This is a genomic window from Nocardia sp. NPDC047648, assembly GCF_040642815.1.
Taxonomy (GTDB): Bacteria; Actinomycetota; Actinomycetes; order Mycobacteriales; family Mycobacteriaceae; genus Nocardia; species Nocardia gamkensis.
This window is the reverse complement of sequence record NZ_JBEYSX010000008.1, coordinates 66979-82284: the sequence shown is the minus strand read 5'-3', so window position 1 is coordinate 82284 and position 15306 is coordinate 66979. Positions and strand designations below refer to the sequence as shown.

The window sequence follows — 15306 nt, the reverse complement described above, 5'->3', positions numbered from 1 at the left end:
GAAGATCACCGATGCGACGCGGCCGCGGTGATGTGGCAGGATTCCTGGCGAGGTCGGGGTCTGAGGAAAGGCTCGGGCAGCGGCTGGTTCGGCCACGGCGACCCCAACGCGAGTTGGGGTCGCCGGCGGAGCCGTTACGAATCGCTCCGACGTCCGGATTGCCGGAAGTTCACGGTGTCAGCACGATTCGGATCGGATTGCCTTCCTTGTTCTCCAATGCCTGTACCGCTTTGTCCGCTTCGGCCAGCGGGAGCACGGCACTCACCGATGGGGCGAAGTCGATGCGATGGGCGCGGCGCAGGCGCACCAGTTCGAGCACATGATCGGGTTCGGAGCCGTAGTGTCCACGCAGCTGCTGCTGGCGGAAGCTGAAGATGGTGCCGTTGGTGATCGTGATCGGCTTGTCGGTGAGTCCGACCAGCACCAGGCGGCCTTCGTCGGCGAGGCACCCGACGGCTTGTTCCCGCACGGGCGCGGCGCCGGCGAAGTCGAACGCGACATCGAGTCCGGCGCCTCCGGTGGCGGCGTACACCTTCTTCGTCAAGTCCGCATCGGACGGATCGAGCGCGAGGTCCGCGCCGAATTCGAGCGCCCGCTGCCGGGCGGCGGCCAGCGGGTCGACGGCGATGATCGGCGCTGCGCCGATCAACCGGAGCAACTGGACGCCGTGCGCGCCGAGCCCGCCCACGCCCCACACGCCCGCCGACTCGGCGGCCCGGACCTGTCCGGTGCGGGTGATGGCGGCCCACGGCGTCGAGACGGCGTCGGGAATGAAACACGCCTGCTCGAACGGCAGGTCATCGGGAATGGGCACCACGGTGTCGGCGGCGGCCAGCGCGTACTCCGCCCAGCCGCCGTCGTAGTCCACGCCGCGGGTGTAGGTCTTGCCGTCCCGGATCTCGCCGGCCTGCAACAACACTCGGTCACCCGGTCGCGGCCCCCGGACCTCGGGCCCCACGGTGTGCACCCTGCCCGCGACCTCGTGGCCGAGGGTGACCGCCTCGTCCGTCAGATACATCGGCGACAGCACGCCCTCGATGAGGTGGACATCCGACAAACAGACACCGGCGGCGGCGACCTCGATCAACACCTGGTCGGGCCCTGGAGCGGGTACCGGCACCTCCTCCAGGCGGAACCGCTGCCCGTCGGCGGCGCGCGGGAACAGTCGTCCAGCAAGCATGTCCTCAACTCCTTCTTCGGCACTCGCCGGTGCGGTCAGGGCGTCCAGGTGATGCGGCCACCCTCGAAGTCCTGGGCTTTGCCGTTCTCGAAGTCGTATTCGTCGCTGGTGGGATAGCCGTAGCGTCCGGCTTCGGCCGCCGCGGCCTCCCAGGACTCACGGATGGACCCCCAGACGACGTGGGTGCCGCTGCGCGGGGCCGAATAGATCGCTCCGCCGCCGAAGAGGTTGTAGCGGCCGTTGCCCGAGCGGGCGGGGGATTCGTCGGTGATGGGGAACCCCAACGGGCTGCTCTCCCACCCGAATGCGCCCCACTTGTCGCGGATCGCGCCGCCGATCTGATGCGCGGCGGTGCCGAGGGACCAGTAGATGGACCCGTTCTGGAAGACGCTGTAGCTGCCCGGTTTCGAGGGTGTCGCCGCTTCCCGTGCCACGGGATAGCCGAGTGCTCCGCCTTCGTAACCGAGATTGCCCCATTTGTCGCGGATCGCCCCGCCGACTTGATGGGCTCCGGTGTCCGGATGCCAGTAGATGGAGGAGCCGCGCTCGAACGCCTGGTAGCGGCCACCGCCTGCGGCGGGCGAGTCGGGCGTGACCGGGTCGCCGAAGAACGCGGGCCCACCGGCCTCGTCGTATTCGACCTCGATCGCGCCGCCGACGTCGTAGGGGCCGATCGGGCGAGCCGCCGCGTCGGTTCCGATGCCGGTGAGCAGAGTGCCGAGCGCGGCGGCGATGGCGAAAGCGCCGCGGGTGGTCGAGCGGTTCGGGCGACGGTGCCGTGCCAAAGTGAACTCCTGGGCATCTCGGGTGGGTGCGGGATGGAGCTGAAGCTGTGGTCGGCGTAGCGAAGATCAAATTACCTCGCCGCGTCCCGATACGGAGGAATACGAGGTAGTCGACGGGTCTGGTGTCGTGCCGCCCGATAGTTGCCGTGAGCGGCCCATCCAAGTCGTCCGGGGCTCCGAACAAACTGGCGGTGCTACCGTGCCCACGGTCGCACCTTCTCGGATACGGCGCCGCCGGGGCAGGGGGCCTGCACCTCTGGCCCGGCGGCGTGTCCAGCCCGAAAAGGTTTTCGGGCACAGAGATTTCGTTGCCTTCAGCGCGACGCGCGCGCCGCTTCCGCTAAACACTGTGGCCATATCTGCTCCGTCGCCAGTATTTCCGAGCCCGGGTCACCGGGGGGCGATGCTGCGTGGCCTCCTCGGTTCACCGGGGGGCGATGCCGACTGGCGTCCTAGGTTCACCGCGCTGGGCTTCGGCGGACGGCTGCACGGCCCTTTTCACCTGGCGGGTGGGGGAGATGCGGGATGGCGGCGGTGCGTCTCGGCTGCACGCGGGGATCGCCGCGCGCCGGGGGCTTCGGCACCAGCGCCGACGGCCACCCCTTCGCGTTCCGCACCATCCGCGCCACCTCGACCCTGGAGGTCTACCGCCGCGCCCTCGGCGAACGATCAGAGCTGTGCCTTGATCTTCGCGGCGAACTCGTAGCCGACCTGCCATTCGCTTCCGGACGGGGCAAGGATGACGCGCGCGGCGCCCGCCTCGGCGTAGGCGGCCAGTTGCTCGGCGGCCTGGCCGGGATCGGTCGCCAAAGGGGGCGCCACGATCGTCACTTCGAGCGGTGGGCGGCCGTATTCCTCCGCCAGCGTCGCCAATTCGGCCGCGGCCGCGGCGACCTGAGGCGGCTCGAGTCCGAGGGCGATCCAGCCTTCGGCGTAGGCCGCGGCGCGCCGCCGCGCCCGTTCTCCGTCACCCGCGATCAGCACCGGCGGCATGGTTGCACCCGGTGCCAAGGTGACCTCGGTGCCATTCGGGAGTACCGCGGGCCGCCCGGCGACCAGATCGGGCAGGACGCGCAACGCCTCGTCCGTGCGACGGCCGCGCTCGGCGAAAGACGCGCCTGCCGCCCGCCATCCGGTATCCCCGTGCGCCGGGTTGCCGGTGCCGACGCCGAGGATCAAGCGGTCGCCGGAGACATACTGGAGCGCGGCGATCTGCTTCGCGGCCCACGCGACCGGCCGCAACGCGAGCAGCAGCACGCCGTAACCGATGCGGACGCGATCGGTGACGGCGGCGGCGGTGGCCAGCACCACGGTGCTGTCCAGGATCGGCGCGCTGGCCACGAGATGATCGGTGGACCACACCGAGTCCAGACCGATCTGCTCGGCGAGACGGGCGGCGGCGCGCACGTCGCCCAGGATCGGTCGCGCGGGATCGGGCGTCGAGGTGGGCAGGATCGTGCCGATTTCCAAGGTCATGGTCACGACGCTACGAAGCCGCGGCATTCGCGCCAATGTTCCGCTCGCTCGAGTCGATATCCCGGACGCTCATCCCGAAGCTGCGGCCGGAAGCAGTGCCTCGACCAAGCCGCGCGACCGGGCGGCCGGACCCGTCGCGCCGAACGCCTGTGTCGTGGCGTAGACACCCTCCATCACCAGCATCAGCTGATCGGCCAGCGCCCGCGGGTCGGCGACCGGCGCGGTCGCCGCGAGTTCACCGACCAGCGTGCCGAACTGCGCCCGCACCCAGCTCTTCATCGCGACGGCGTGTTGGTGGCCGAGCACGTCGCGGTCCGGGAATTCGCCGAGCGCGATGAGGAACGGACACCCGCGACAGGATTCGGGGCGCACCTGCTCGGCCAGCGCCTCGAACAGCGCCAGGATGCGCTCGCGCGGGCCGTCCCCGCTCGCCGCCGTGGTGAACCACTCTCGATAGTGGCGGTCCTCGCGCTCCAGGTACGCGGCGACCAGATCGTCCTTGGAACCGAACAGCCGGTACAGGGTGGGCGGCGCGACGTTCGCCTCGGCGGCGACGCGATCCACGCCGGTCGCCCGAATCCCTTGTTCGTAGAACAACTCCCGCGCGACGACCAGGATGTGCTCCCTGGTCTCCGCGGCGGCTCGACGTTTCGGTTCCACGGGAATAGAGTAGCCGCTGTCAGCGATGTTAGGGAACGTTACCTAACGACAATGTGGGAGTGCATCATGACCGATCCGAACGGAAAAACCGCCCTGGTGACCGGCGCCTCGCGGGGGATAGGCCGGGCCATCGCCGAGCGGTTGGCCGCCGACGGCGTCGAGGTGGCCGTGCATTACGGCACCAACGAGGAGGCGGCGGAGCAGACGGTGTCGGCGATCCGTCGCGCGGGCGGCCGTGCGTTTCCGGTGCGCGCCGAACTGGGTGTCGACGGCGACATCGACCAGCTGTTCGGCGAACTCACCGCGGGGCTCGGCGACCGGCCGCTGGACATCCTGGTGAACAACGCCGCGATCATCGCCTACGAGGCCACCGTCGAGCAGGCCACGCCCGAGGACTTCGACCGGCTGTTCGCGGTCAACGTGCGGGCGCCGCTGTTCATCGTGCAGCGGGCGTTGCCGTTGCTGCGCGACGGCGGGCGCATCGTCAACATCTCCTCCGGCGTCACCTGGTTCGCCACGCCGGAAGTCGTCTACGGGATGACCAAGGGCGCGCTCAACGTGTTCGGCCGCTCGCTGGCCAACACCCTCGGCCCCCGCGGGATCACCGTGAACACGGTCTCGCCCGGCATCACCGACACCGATATGAACTCCTGGCTGCACACCAACGACGGCGCGATCGCGGGCGTCGCGGGCATGACCGCGTTGGAGCGCGTCGGCAGTGGCGCGGACATCGCCGACGCGGTGGCCTTCTTCGCCTCCGAGGACGGGCGCTGGGTCACCGGCCAGACCCTGGAGGTGAACGGCGGCTTGTTCCTGGGGCCGAAAGCGCCGTCCTGGTGATCGCCGGACACGGTTGCGCGCGGGCGCCGCGCGGCCGCCCTTGCGGTTAGGGTGAGCGGATGGTCGAGTCGACGCGAATCGTGCTTGCCTCCCGGCCGGTGGGTGCGCCCACCCCGGAGAATTTCCGGATCGAGACCGCGCAGCTCCCCGCTCCGGCCGAGGGTGAAGTCCTGCTGCGCACCCGGTACCTGTCGCTGGACCCGTACATGCGCGGCCGGATGAGTTCGGCCGAGTCGTATGCCGCGCCGGTGGAGATCGGCGCGGTGATGGTCGGCGCGACCGTGGCCGAAGTACTCGAATCGCGCGACTCGTCGGTGGCGAAAGGCGATGTGGTGCTGGCTTATTCGGGCTGGCAAACCCATGATGTCGCCCGCGCGCGCGATGTCCGCAGGCTCGACCCGGCGAAGGCTCCGGTCTCGACCGCCCTCGGTGTGCTCGGCATGCCGGGATTCACGGCCTACGCGGGATTGCGCAAGATCGGCAAACCGCAGCCGGGTGAGACGCTCGTGGTCGCCGCGGCCACCGGACCGGTGGGCTCGGCCGTCGGCCAGATCGCCAAGATCGGTGGCGCCCGCACGGTAGGCATCGCGGGTGGCCCGCGCAAGGTCGCCTACCTGAACGAACTCGGCTTCGACGTCGCGCTCGACCACCGCGCGCCCGATTTCGCCGAGCAGCTGGCGGCGGTGGTCCCCGACGGCATCGATGTGTATTTCGAGAACGTCGGCGGCGCGGTGGCCGACGCGGTCTATCCGCTGCTGAACACCTACGCGCGCGTGCCCGTCTGCGGGCTGATCGCCAACTACAACGCGGCGGGCGCGCCGGACGGCCCGGACCGGCTGCCCGCCTACTACGGCCGCATCCTGACCAAGAGCCTCACGGTGCGCGGATTCATCCAGACCGAATTCGTCCGCGAGCTGTACCCGGATTTCCTGCGTGAGATGGGTGAGTGGGTCGCGGAGGGGCGCGTGCGCTACCTCGAGGACGTCGTGACCGGCTTGGCCGCCGCTCCCGAGGCGTTCATCGGGATGCTGGAGGGCCGCAACTTCGGCAAGGTGGTCGTGCGGGTCGCCGACTGATCAGCGTGCCGCCGCGCCGCCGCCGATGCTGAGATAGACCAGCATCAGGATGAACAGGAACCAGCCCGCGCCCTGCCAGATGGGCCAGGTCCGCCCGCGGCGCCACTGCACGTAGGTTTCGACGAACGCGCCGATGCCGCCGATCAGCAGGACCACCGCGGGGCCGAGTACCACGGCGACCTGGGCGGTGCTGTCACACAACAGCCGATCCGCATCCGCGCACTCGCGCTGGGCGGCCCACAGCAGGCTCAGCAGGAAGACCAGCGCGGCGGTGGCGAGCACCGAGGCGACGTAGGTCGCCGCGCGGCGGAACCCGCGCGGATCGTGCCAGCGCTTCTCGACGTCGTCGACCATGTCCACCACCTCACCCGTCCGCGTCCGCCGGATACCTCCGACGTGATTGCCGCGCGGCAGCGACTCAAACGCCGCTCAGGGTTTGCGCCCGACGCCCGCCCAGTACCAGGCGGACCGTGCCCCGGCCGGAGCGGCATCCGTGTCCGGCCGCCAAGCGTCGACCGCGACGATGCCCGGCTCGACGAGGGCGGTTCCGGCGAAGAAGGATTCGACCTCGTCGCGGCTGCGCGGACGGAAGCCGATGCCGGCCTGCTCGGCGGCGGCCGCCGCGCGCGCCATGGCCCGCCGGTCGAAATCAGCGGTGGAATGGGTCAGTACCAGATAGCTGCCGGACGGCGCCGCCTCCAGCAGTCGGCCGACGACACCGTGCGGGTCGTCGCTGTCGCGGAAGAACATCATGATCGCGACCAGCATGATCGCGATGGGCCGGTCCGGGTCGAAGGTGTCGGCCAGGACGGGCGCGTCCAGGACGGCGCTCGGATCGCGCAGATCGGCGTCGAGGAACTCGATCCTGCCCTGCGGTGTGCTCGCCATCAGGGCCCTGGCGTGGGCGAGCACGAGCGGGTCGTTGTCGACATAGACCACGCGTGCGGCCGGATCGATCCGCTGGGCCACCTCGTGTGTGTTGCCCGCGGTGGGCAGGCCGGTGCCGATGTCGAGGAATTGATCGATGCCCGCCTCGCCGGCCAGATGGCGCACCGCGCGGCCGAGGAACGCGCGATTGGCGCGGGCCATGTCGCGGATGGCCGGGATGTGCATGGCGATCGTGTCGCCGAGGGCGCGATCGGCGGGGTAGTTGTCCTTGCCGCCGAGCCAGTAGTCGTAGACCCGCGCCTCGTGGGCGAGGCCGGTATCGAGCTTGGTCGACGACCCGGCGCGCACCCGCGCGTGACCGTTCGTCATGCGACTCCTTTCCCAGGCGACGCCGGACCGTGCCCGGCGCGGCGCCGCTGTCGCCTCCCGAACGACGACCTCGCGCTATCGATTACGCGTCAACAATAGGGTGGAGCACCTGCGGCAGGCGGATTTTCGACCGGATCGTCCTATTTTCCGGGGACCTGGTCGGCGGTGGCGAACCCGGCAGAGATCTCCTGCGCGGTAACCTTCGCGCGCTCGACGAAGAACGGCACGCGTACGGCGTCGTCGTCCGGTGTAGACCGAGCGTGAACGCCGGATCGAGGATGGGCAGGGGCCGCTGGCGAGGGACCCGGTATCGCGTTCCTCGTCGTCGTAGGCGGGTGGCGACCGAGGAACGGCGGGCCGGGTGTGAAAAATCCGACCCGTTCCTGGTGTCCGAGAAATGTCAACGCGGCGAGATATTCGGCCGCCCGCCGTGTCTTTCGGTGGAGCGCAGCTCGAACCAATAGGCTGCGACAGCGGTGGCGTAACCGGCGACGACGGCCGTCGCGGTGACGATCAACAGCGTGATGAACAGTGGAATCAAGAAAGCGGTGTGCATTGTGCCCTCCCCGCGGTCACGGTGATCTCAGCGGAAGGTTCGGCGCCGCACTGCACCGACATCATGTCAGCCCCTGCACTCAGTGAAATCGTAGAGGTCGCAGCGTCGTCCGGCACGGCCGGAGGCTGTGAGTTGAATCATGCGGATGACGGTGTGTCGCCGGGAATACACCTTCGCCATACGATCTAATCGATCTTGTCACGCGTTTTTCGGCGAACCACCGGAAAACAGGACACGGCCACGACACGGGACCGCCGGATCGGCGGCCGTGAGCGTCGCAGTGCCCGTGGCGCGCCGAATTCCTCGGTAGCGCAGCTCTTTCTCTCGAATCTGTCTCCGGCATCACCTCGGCATGCGAAAAGGAGCACGAACGTGAGCATGATTCTGGCCGCGCTGCACGACACCGTGATCGCGCAGCAGTTCGAAAATCCGACCGCGGAAGAGCCGCCGCTGGCGGACAAACTGATGCAGATGGGCCGCTATTTCACCTGGCTGGTCCAGCTGTCCGGGATCACGGCGATCACCTACGGTGGCGGCCGGTTCGCATGGGAGAAATGGAACGGCGGCAGCCTCCAGTCGCCGAAGATGGTCGCCAGCGCGATGGCCGGGGGCGCGGTGGCCACCAGCGCGGGGACGATCATGAACTCGATCATCGGCTGACACGGCCCCTGACTCGTGACGCGCCGGCCCGACGTCGACCGTCGGGCCGGCGCTCGCGTTTCGGTGGCGAGGATTGTCGGATGTGTCCTGAAAGGCGGCCACCGCGGCCCGCTCGGCGGACGAGGCCGTCGATGCCGCACTCGACCAGCCGGGGTGGTGGAACATGCGCATTGCGCGCGGCGCGAGCCGAGACGCCGTCGGTGCGGTAGAAAGCAACCGCGAACCGGGTCCGTCTCGAAGGTGACGGCCCGACCGTAGGCAAACCCGTAAGGCGGAGCCCGGCCGTGACGTTCTCGACAGCGGAACCGGCCGTGCCCGGCGACGACGGCAGCAGTGGAGAAAAGGAAATACCATGGGCACCATCGCAGTTCACGAGTTCATCGCACTCGACGGGGTGTACGAGGATCCGTCTTGGACCTTCGGATACGGGTTCGACCCGAAGATGGGGGAGACCCTCGGCGCGATCACCTCGGCATCCAAAGCGATCCTGCTGGGCCGCACCACGTTCGAGATGTTCGCCCCGGCCTGGTCGACCCGCACCGTGGAGGACGATCCGGGCGCGCCGTTCTTCAACGACACGACGAAGTACGTCGTCGGGGCGCGGGAGCCGCAGGTGGAATGGGCCAACAGCATTCGCCTCGGCGCCTACGATCCCGAGGTCATCCGCAACCTCAAGAACGAGGTCGACGGCAGCATCTACGTCAGCGGCAGCGGCACGCTGGTGCGGGCGCTGCTCGCGGACGGCCTGGTCGACGACCTGCACCTGTTCGTCTATCCGATCGCGCTCGGCAAGGGCAAGCGCCTGTGGGGCGATGGTGTCGACGCGACCGAACTGGCACTCGAAGAGCACGAGGTCTACGCCAACGGCGTCGTCCACCTCGGATACGGCCCCGCCGAGGCCTGATGAAACGCGGAAGGGCGGCCCTTGCGGGCCGCCCGGGCGATCCGGCTCACCGCCGGGTGTGGCGAGCGGAGCCGGATATGTCAGCGCCCTCCGGTGCAGTAACCCTCGGGGGTGTACTGGCACGGGCGCTCGTTGCGTCCTTGGTATCCACCGTGGTTGCTGCTGCGGGCGCGCTCACCCACCCCGGAACCGCGCTTGTCGGCCGGGTTGTGCGAATACCGATCCGCTGTGGTGGTCACCGAGGACTCGGGCGAAGCGACTGCCGCCGCTGTGATGACCGCCCCGCCGATCAGCGCCGAGGCCACCACTCGACGCACTGTCACGCGCTTGCTCGTGTTGTGCATAAGATTCATCCCGTCGATTAACGTGCCGTCATATAACGATACATTGATCGGTGGACCACCAGCTAGTAACTTCCCCATGGCTGGGAAGTCTTTCCCGCCGAAGGTTGTGATTTTCGGGGGTGACCAGGGCGATGGCCTTTGGTTAGGCGGGCTTGACCTGAGCATCGTGCCGTTCATCAGGTCTTGGGGTCCTACCGCGCCTGCCGCGGGGCCCCGAAGCTATGCGTCTACGACGGGTTCTGCCGCGCTCTATCGATCGGCGCGAAGTCCCGTGCCGCGAGACTTACCGACGCGCGGAACGCGCGCCACTGTCGACGGATCGGTGGGGTGTGACGGTCCGATCGCGCACCTTGCGCGGCAGGCGGTCACGATCATGAACCGTCCGTGCCGTGCGCCCGGCGCTTGTGCTGCCAGCGCTCCGGGTCGGCCTCCAGGGCGGCGCGGTCCCAACGGCCGAGGTCGGCGGCGGCGGCGTACGTCGTGTCGAGGAACTCGAGCAGCGCTCGCTCCGGCGCCTCGGCCGTGCGCACTGCCTCGTACGGCAGGAGGAATTGGCGATAATCCTGGCTGTAGAAGGCCTCTCGTGGACCGACCCGGTAGTCGGCGAACCCCTCGGGCTCCGGGTACGCGTAGGCGTAGAAGGCGCCTTCCGCGCCGCCGCCCGGCCAGAAGCCGCAACTGCTCAGCTCGTGCGAGTAGCCCTCGACCATGACCCAGTCGCCGCAGTTGGGAGCGCCACCCGGATGTCGCGGAGCGGCTCGGCCGGAGAATCTGGTGCACGCCAGATCCATCGCGCCCCAGAAGAAGTGCACCGGGCTCACCTTGCCGATGAAGCGGGAGCGGAACTGGTGCATGACGCGATCGGCGGCGAGCAATTGCCGCCAGAACAAGCTGGCGGCCGTGGCGTCGTAGGAGCGATGCTCGTAATCCTCGGCGAACGGGATGGCCGGCTCGACCTCGTTCGGCTTGGCTTGGATTCGTACCGGAATGCCGAGTTCGCCGAGCGCGGTGACGATTTCGCCGTAGAACGCAGCCACAGGCTTCGGTTCGAGCGCGATCTGCCGGGTTCGGCCGTCACTGGACCGGATGTGCAGCCGATGATCGAGGAAGTCGAATTCGATATCGAAACACCCTGTCGGGTGCGGCACGGCGGAGGTGGTCAGCCCCCTCGGGCTGAGGTAGAAGGTGACCTGCCACCAGTGGTTGACCAACGGAGCGTGCGAGAGCCTGATCTTGCCGACGATCTGCGTCCACATGTGCAGCGTCTCGCGCGTGGGCGTCCAATCATCGACGCGCAACATCGGCCACGGCCCAGGGGTGGTCTCGGAGCCTGTCACTGCCACACCTCCGTCTTTTCGGGATTCTCGGTGCCAGTGCCGTGCGCGGACGCCGGGGAAGGCGCGGCGCAGCGTTCGATCGTCACCGTACCTGCTGGTAACGCCCCGGGAAGCCCGACATGCGCTGCGGTTGGCAACTGTCTGGCAACGTTCGGGGTGTGACTTCGGGTTCGATGACTCGGAGCGAGGAGCGGCTCCGCGGCCGACGGCTGCGGCTCAAGGTCGGCGGGGCCAACTGTCGTGCGGTGATGGCATGGTCGCCACCGGCAGCGCGGCACCCTTTCCGGTTGCCCGGGCTCGCCGGCGGGAATTCGGATCCCACACCATAGCCGCGGCCGCACCGCCGAGAAGAATCACGACGATGGCGACGATCGCCACCCACAGCAGTACCAACGCTATTTCTCCAGTCATCCCCGTCCGCTCCATAGGGCACGTTATGCGAAGGCGGACAATTGATTTCGCAATTGCGAGCATTCTTCCCGCCCCGGGTGAACAGTGCGAATCGGCGCGCGGATTCTGTGGTGTGACAGCACCACTGTCACCGAGGTTTGGGATACGTCTGGTAACGCATAATGTCGCGGGCAGGAAGCTCGGGTGTTATGCGAGACCTTCGACCGTCCCCTGCGTACGGACGAGAAGAAGACGCTCTACGCCGAATGCTGCGAGTGGTACCGGCGCTACGGGATCTCCGCACGGCACATGCCAAGGACCTGGGCGGATTTCGGCGACTACCTGAAATCCGTGTGCGCCACCGAACTCGCCGTCACCCCGGACAGCGACAAGCTCGCACCGGAACTGCTGCGGCCCGACGCCTGGGTGCCACGCACACTGCCCGACTTCGCGGTACGGACGCTGTTGCATCACCGAACCCGTGAGCTGCTGCGAATCCCGTTGCGGCCCAACGACTGTGCCGCGGCCGCCGCCTACGCGAACGTCGTGAAGACGGGCATGCGCGCGTTGACCTCACGAGCCCGACTGGTACCCGCGGCACGCGCCTGACATCTGCTCCCCGCGTTCAATTCGCCTCGAACGCGGTGGCGACGATCGGGCGCACCTGGTCCATGGTGGCCGTCCCGGATTCGCGTGCCACGGAGGTCATGTCGACGTCGGGGAGCCCGCAGGCAACCGCCCAGTGCCAGGGTTCGAGGTCACCGTTCACGTTGAGCGCGAAGCCGTGACTGGTGATCCCGCGGCTCTGGCGCATCCCGATGGAGACGATCTTGCGGCCGGTGTGCCTGGTCCACACGCCCGTGAGCAGCTCGGAGCCGGGCGGGGTATCGCGGCGTTCCGCGGCGATACCCAGCCGGCCGAGTGCCTCGATCAGGCGGAACTCGACCTCGCGGATGTAATCGACCACTCCTTCGCCGGGATCGAGCCGGACGATGAGATAGCCGACCAGCTGGCCGGGGCCGTGATAGGTGAGCTGACCCCCGCGCGTGGTCTGCACGACCGGGATGTCATGGGCCGGGTCGGGCAGGTGGTCCTGCGGCGTTCTGCGTCCGATGGTGTAGACCGGCGGGTGGCTCAGCAGCCACAAGGTATCCGGCCGCGCGCCGCTGTGGCGTTGGTCGACCAGTTCACCCATGCGCTCCATGGCCTTGTCGTAGTCGACGAGGTCGTCCTGGATCAACGTCAGCGGCCTGGATCGCATGCTCCGACGATAACGCTCTCCCGCGCAGGGGGAGTTCACCGCCTGCGGGGGAGGTGTCGAGCAGATCGGCGACCTCCGCGGCGGACCAGGCGAGCACGTCGCGCGGGAGGAGCACCGCGCGCTGGCGGGCGGGCAGGTATTGCAGCGCGGCGATGAAGGCGAGGCGGATCGCGATTCATCGCGGATGCGGAAATTCGCCGCGAAGTCGTACCGCGATCCTCAGCCCGGCTGCGGGGCCCGGCGGGCGCTGCGCCGCCGGACGGAATACGGACCTACCAGCATGTACAGACCGGAGAACAGGAGCAGGGCGAGCGGGAGCAGCGGCAGGTAGGACACCCAGATGACCGGCTGCTCCTGGGCCAAGGCGACGAAGGTAGCGATGACGGTCGCGACGAAGACTATGCCCGACCCACGGTGCAGTTGCCGGACCCGTGGTGCGGAAGCGCGGGAAGCCCCGTCCTGCTGGACGTTCGCGGCTCGGCTTCGTCGCGTAGCGGCATACGACAACACGAAGATGCCGAGACCGGACAAGAGCAGCAAGGCGAGTGGTGCCAGCGGCACGTAGGACACCCAGACCGGGCCCTTCAGCGCCAAGGTGACGACGGTGACCACGATCGTCACCGTGAAGGCGATGGCAAGCCATCGGTGTGTCCGTCGAACCCGCTCGTTCCAAGTCATGCGTCCTCCTCGGCCTGCGATCCATCCGTGGCCCGGCGATGCGCCGGGCGGACCTCCGTGCCGATGACGGTAGTTCCGGCTCGGTGACCAGCGCTTCTCGAATCCTGATCGTTCGCGGAACTTCTGCCGGTTGAGCTTTGTCGGCACGGGTATGCATGATCAGCGGTGCGCTTCCGCCCTCCGCTGCGCGGCGCCTGTCTTCGTGACCGATCCGATCACCACGGAAGGGTGCCTTCGGCATCGAAGTAGCCCCCGGTGGGCCCGTCCGGACCCACCTGCGCCATCCGCACGATGATCTCCGCGCCGCGCTCCACTGTCTGGTGGCCGGTTCCGCCGTTCAGGTCGGTCTTGGTGAACCCGGGCTCCACCGCGTTGATCCGCATTTCCGGAAACGCCTTCGCGTACTGCACGGTGATGACGTTGACCGCGGTTTTCGACGCCGGATAGGCGACGCCCGGGTAGGCATACGCCGGGGTGCCCGGGGTGGTGACCCTGCTCAGCGAGGCCAGGCCGCTGCTGACATTGACCACGACCGGGGCCGGAGAACGCCGCAACAGCGGCAGGAACGCGTGCAAGACGCGCACCGTGCCGAACACGTTCGTCTCGAATGTCCGCCGCATCAATTCGGCGGTGAGGTCCGCCGCGCCGGTCACGGTGTCGGTGGCGCTCCATTCCGGTGCGATGCCGGCGTTGTTGACGAGTACGTCCAGGCCTCCATCTGCCTCGATGGTCGCGACGGCGGCCGCCACGGACGCGTCGTCGGTGACGTCCAGCCGCACCGGCCGCGCGCCCAACTGCTCGGCGGCCAGGCGCCCGCGCTCGGCGTCGCGGCTGCCGAGGTAGACGGTGTGGCCCGCGGCGAGGAGTCTGCGGGCGGACTCGAAACCGAGCCCCTTGTTCGCTCCGGTGATCAGTGTCGTTGTCATGATCACCGACGCTAAGAGCTGGAGCGCGCTCGAAGTCAAGCCGAGCCGCATGCCGATCTCGAACGTGATCCAGCCCTAGTGGTCGAGCTGGGACAGCGCGAAGGCGGTGAGGAAACCCGCCACCGTGATCAACCCGACCCACAGGTGGGCGTCCTCGAACGCCTCCGGAATCATGGTGTCGGTGATCATGGCCAGGATCGCGCCCGCGGCCAGGGCGGTGATCGCCGCGAGCACGGCGGGCGCGGCGTCGCCGAGCAATCCGTAACCCGCCATGGCGGACACGCCGCTGATCACCGCTATCGCGCCCCACAAGCCGAACACGTAACGCGGATGGCGGTGGGCGCGGCGCATACCGGCCGCGCTGGACAGGCCCTCGGGGATATTGCTGATGAACACCGCGGCCACGGTGACGGCGCTGACGGTCTTGCCGCCGAGCAAGCTGGTCCCGATGACGATGGACTCGGGCACACCGTCCAGTAGCGCGCCCAACGCGATGGCCGTGCCGGAGCCGGACTGTTCGGCTTCGCTGGGTTGCTGGTCTCCCGAACGCTTGCGGTGGCGAGCGCCGCGGCGGGCCAGAGCGAGGTTGGCCAGGGTGTAGATCACCGCACCGGACACGGCGCCGAGCGCGGTGGGCGGCAATCCGGCGCGTTCGTGCGCGTCGGCGATCAACTCGAACGACACCGCCGACAGCAGCACCCCGCTGCCGAACCCCATCACGCTCGCCACGATCTTCGTCGGGACGCGCGCCAAGAATCCCACCAAAGCCCCTATCAGCAGGGCGGATCCGGCCAGCAACCCCCACCCGCCCGCAGCCCACAACCCTGACACCCGACCGTCTCCTCACTGCTCGAACCCGCAGAAGCCAGCGCTCATCATCGCTGACTTCTCGTCCGAGCTACCCGCACCGCCGGGGTCGGAAACGAGGCGCCGCCGGTGCACGGCATTCTGTTCCCCGGAGGGTTGAGCTGTTCTG

At 68.5% G+C, this 15306-nt stretch carries 18 protein-coding genes and 1 pseudogene; 5 read left to right on the top strand and 14 right to left on the bottom strand.

All coding sequences use genetic code 11. The annotated features are described in order from the left end of the window. Positions 1-169 precede the first annotated feature (169 nt). The 4 genes from ABZ803_RS18450 to ABZ803_RS18435 all read right to left on the bottom strand — a co-directional run bounded on the left by ABZ803_RS18450 (position 170) and on the right by ABZ803_RS18435 (position 4101). Complete coding sequence (locus ABZ803_RS18450) at positions 170-1180, bottom strand: zinc-binding dehydrogenase (protein WP_357039221.1); 1011 nt, start codon at positions 1178-1180, stop codon at positions 170-172. A 35-nt stretch (positions 1181-1215) separates the two neighbouring features. Continuing rightward, positions 1216-1965, bottom strand: coding sequence for a hypothetical protein (locus tag ABZ803_RS18445; RefSeq protein WP_357039218.1), 750 nt, complete (start codon positions 1963-1965; stop codon positions 1216-1218). Positions 1966-2634: 669 nt separating this feature from the next. Next, complete coding sequence (locus tag ABZ803_RS18440; RefSeq protein ID WP_357039215.1) at positions 2635-3441, bottom strand: LLM class flavin-dependent oxidoreductase; 807 nt, start codon at positions 3439-3441, stop codon at positions 2635-2637. A gap of 69 nt (positions 3442-3510) precedes the next feature. After that, complete coding sequence (locus ABZ803_RS18435) at positions 3511-4101, bottom strand: TetR/AcrR family transcriptional regulator (protein ID WP_357039212.1); 591 nt, start codon at positions 4099-4101, stop codon at positions 3511-3513. A 66-nt stretch (positions 4102-4167) separates the two neighbouring features. On the opposite strand from ABZ803_RS18435, the gene ABZ803_RS18430 reads away from it, so the two are divergent. Together ABZ803_RS18430 and ABZ803_RS18425 are read left to right on the top strand one after the other, a co-directional pair. Beyond that, positions 4168-4941 (top strand): SDR family oxidoreductase, encoded by a 774-nt coding sequence (locus ABZ803_RS18430; protein ID WP_357039209.1) that lies wholly within the window; start codon positions 4168-4170, stop codon positions 4939-4941. A 59-nt stretch (positions 4942-5000) separates the two neighbouring features. After that, on the top strand, positions 5001-6017 hold the full coding sequence (locus ABZ803_RS18425) for an NADP-dependent oxidoreductase (protein WP_357039206.1): 1017 nt from the start codon (positions 5001-5003) through the stop codon (positions 6015-6017). Here the strand turns inward: ABZ803_RS18425 and ABZ803_RS18420 are convergent, their stop codons facing one another. From ABZ803_RS18420 to ABZ803_RS18410, 3 genes are all read right to left on the bottom strand, one after another. Further along, positions 6018-6371, bottom strand: a complete 354-nt coding sequence (locus ABZ803_RS18420; protein ID WP_062971491.1) for a hypothetical protein — start codon at positions 6369-6371, stop codon at positions 6018-6020. It lies immediately after the preceding gene. Between the two features lie 75 nt (positions 6372-6446). Continuing rightward, complete coding sequence (locus ABZ803_RS18415) at positions 6447-7274, bottom strand: SAM-dependent methyltransferase (RefSeq protein WP_357039202.1); 828 nt, start codon at positions 7272-7274, stop codon at positions 6447-6449. Between the two features lie 400 nt (positions 7275-7674). Beyond that, on the bottom strand, positions 7675-7830 hold the full coding sequence (locus ABZ803_RS18410; protein WP_357039199.1) for a hypothetical protein: 156 nt from the start codon (positions 7828-7830) through the stop codon (positions 7675-7677). Between the two features lie 378 nt (positions 7831-8208). On the opposite strand from ABZ803_RS18410, the gene ABZ803_RS18405 reads away from it, so the two are divergent. Beyond that, complete coding sequence (locus ABZ803_RS18405; protein WP_040866379.1) at positions 8209-8490, top strand: hypothetical protein; 282 nt, start codon at positions 8209-8211, stop codon at positions 8488-8490. A 352-nt stretch (positions 8491-8842) separates the two neighbouring features. Further along, a complete protein-coding gene (locus ABZ803_RS18400; protein WP_357039196.1) occupies positions 8843-9394 on the top strand; it encodes a dihydrofolate reductase family protein in 552 nt (183 codons plus the stop codon). A gap of 80 nt (positions 9395-9474) precedes the next feature. On the opposite strand, the gene ABZ803_RS18395 is transcribed toward ABZ803_RS18400, so the two are convergent. Further along, complete coding sequence (locus ABZ803_RS18395) at positions 9475-9717, bottom strand: hypothetical protein (RefSeq protein WP_157114064.1); 243 nt, start codon at positions 9715-9717, stop codon at positions 9475-9477. A gap of 392 nt (positions 9718-10109) precedes the next feature. Next, on the bottom strand, positions 10110-11039 hold the full coding sequence (locus ABZ803_RS18390; RefSeq protein WP_357039923.1) for a DUF5996 family protein: 930 nt from the start codon (positions 11037-11039) through the stop codon (positions 10110-10112). Between the two features lie 630 nt (positions 11040-11669). On the opposite strand from ABZ803_RS18390, the gene ABZ803_RS18385 reads away from it, so the two are divergent. Further along, positions 11670-12074, top strand: a complete 405-nt coding sequence (locus ABZ803_RS18385; protein WP_357039193.1) for an oxygenase MpaB family protein — start codon at positions 11670-11672, stop codon at positions 12072-12074. A 16-nt stretch (positions 12075-12090) separates the two neighbouring features. Here ABZ803_RS18385 and lipB read toward each other — a convergent pair whose 3' ends face one another. From lipB to ABZ803_RS18360, 5 genes and pseudogenes are all read right to left on the bottom strand, one after another. Beyond that, entirely contained in the window at positions 12091-12726 is a 636-nt protein-coding gene (lipB, locus tag ABZ803_RS18380) for a lipoyl(octanoyl) transferase LipB (RefSeq protein WP_062971337.1), read from the bottom strand. A gap of 43 nt (positions 12727-12769) precedes the next feature. Then, positions 12770-12898 (bottom strand): annotated as a pseudogene (locus ABZ803_RS18375) (sigma factor-like helix-turn-helix DNA-binding protein); the annotation flags it as partial. A 47-nt stretch (positions 12899-12945) separates the two neighbouring features. Beyond that, entirely contained in the window at positions 12946-13404 is a 459-nt protein-coding gene (locus tag ABZ803_RS18370) for a hypothetical protein (RefSeq protein ID WP_357039189.1), read from the bottom strand. Between the two features lie 215 nt (positions 13405-13619). Then, positions 13620-14330 carry an SDR family NAD(P)-dependent oxidoreductase gene (locus ABZ803_RS18365; RefSeq protein ID WP_357039186.1) on the bottom strand — a complete coding sequence of 237 codons (711 nt, stop codon included), beginning with the start codon at positions 14328-14330 and terminating at the stop codon, positions 13620-13622. A 75-nt stretch (positions 14331-14405) separates the two neighbouring features. Next, entirely contained in the window at positions 14406-15161 is a 756-nt protein-coding gene (locus tag ABZ803_RS18360) for a ZIP family zinc transporter (RefSeq protein WP_357039183.1), read from the bottom strand. Between the last annotated feature and the right edge of the window lie 145 nt (positions 15162-15306).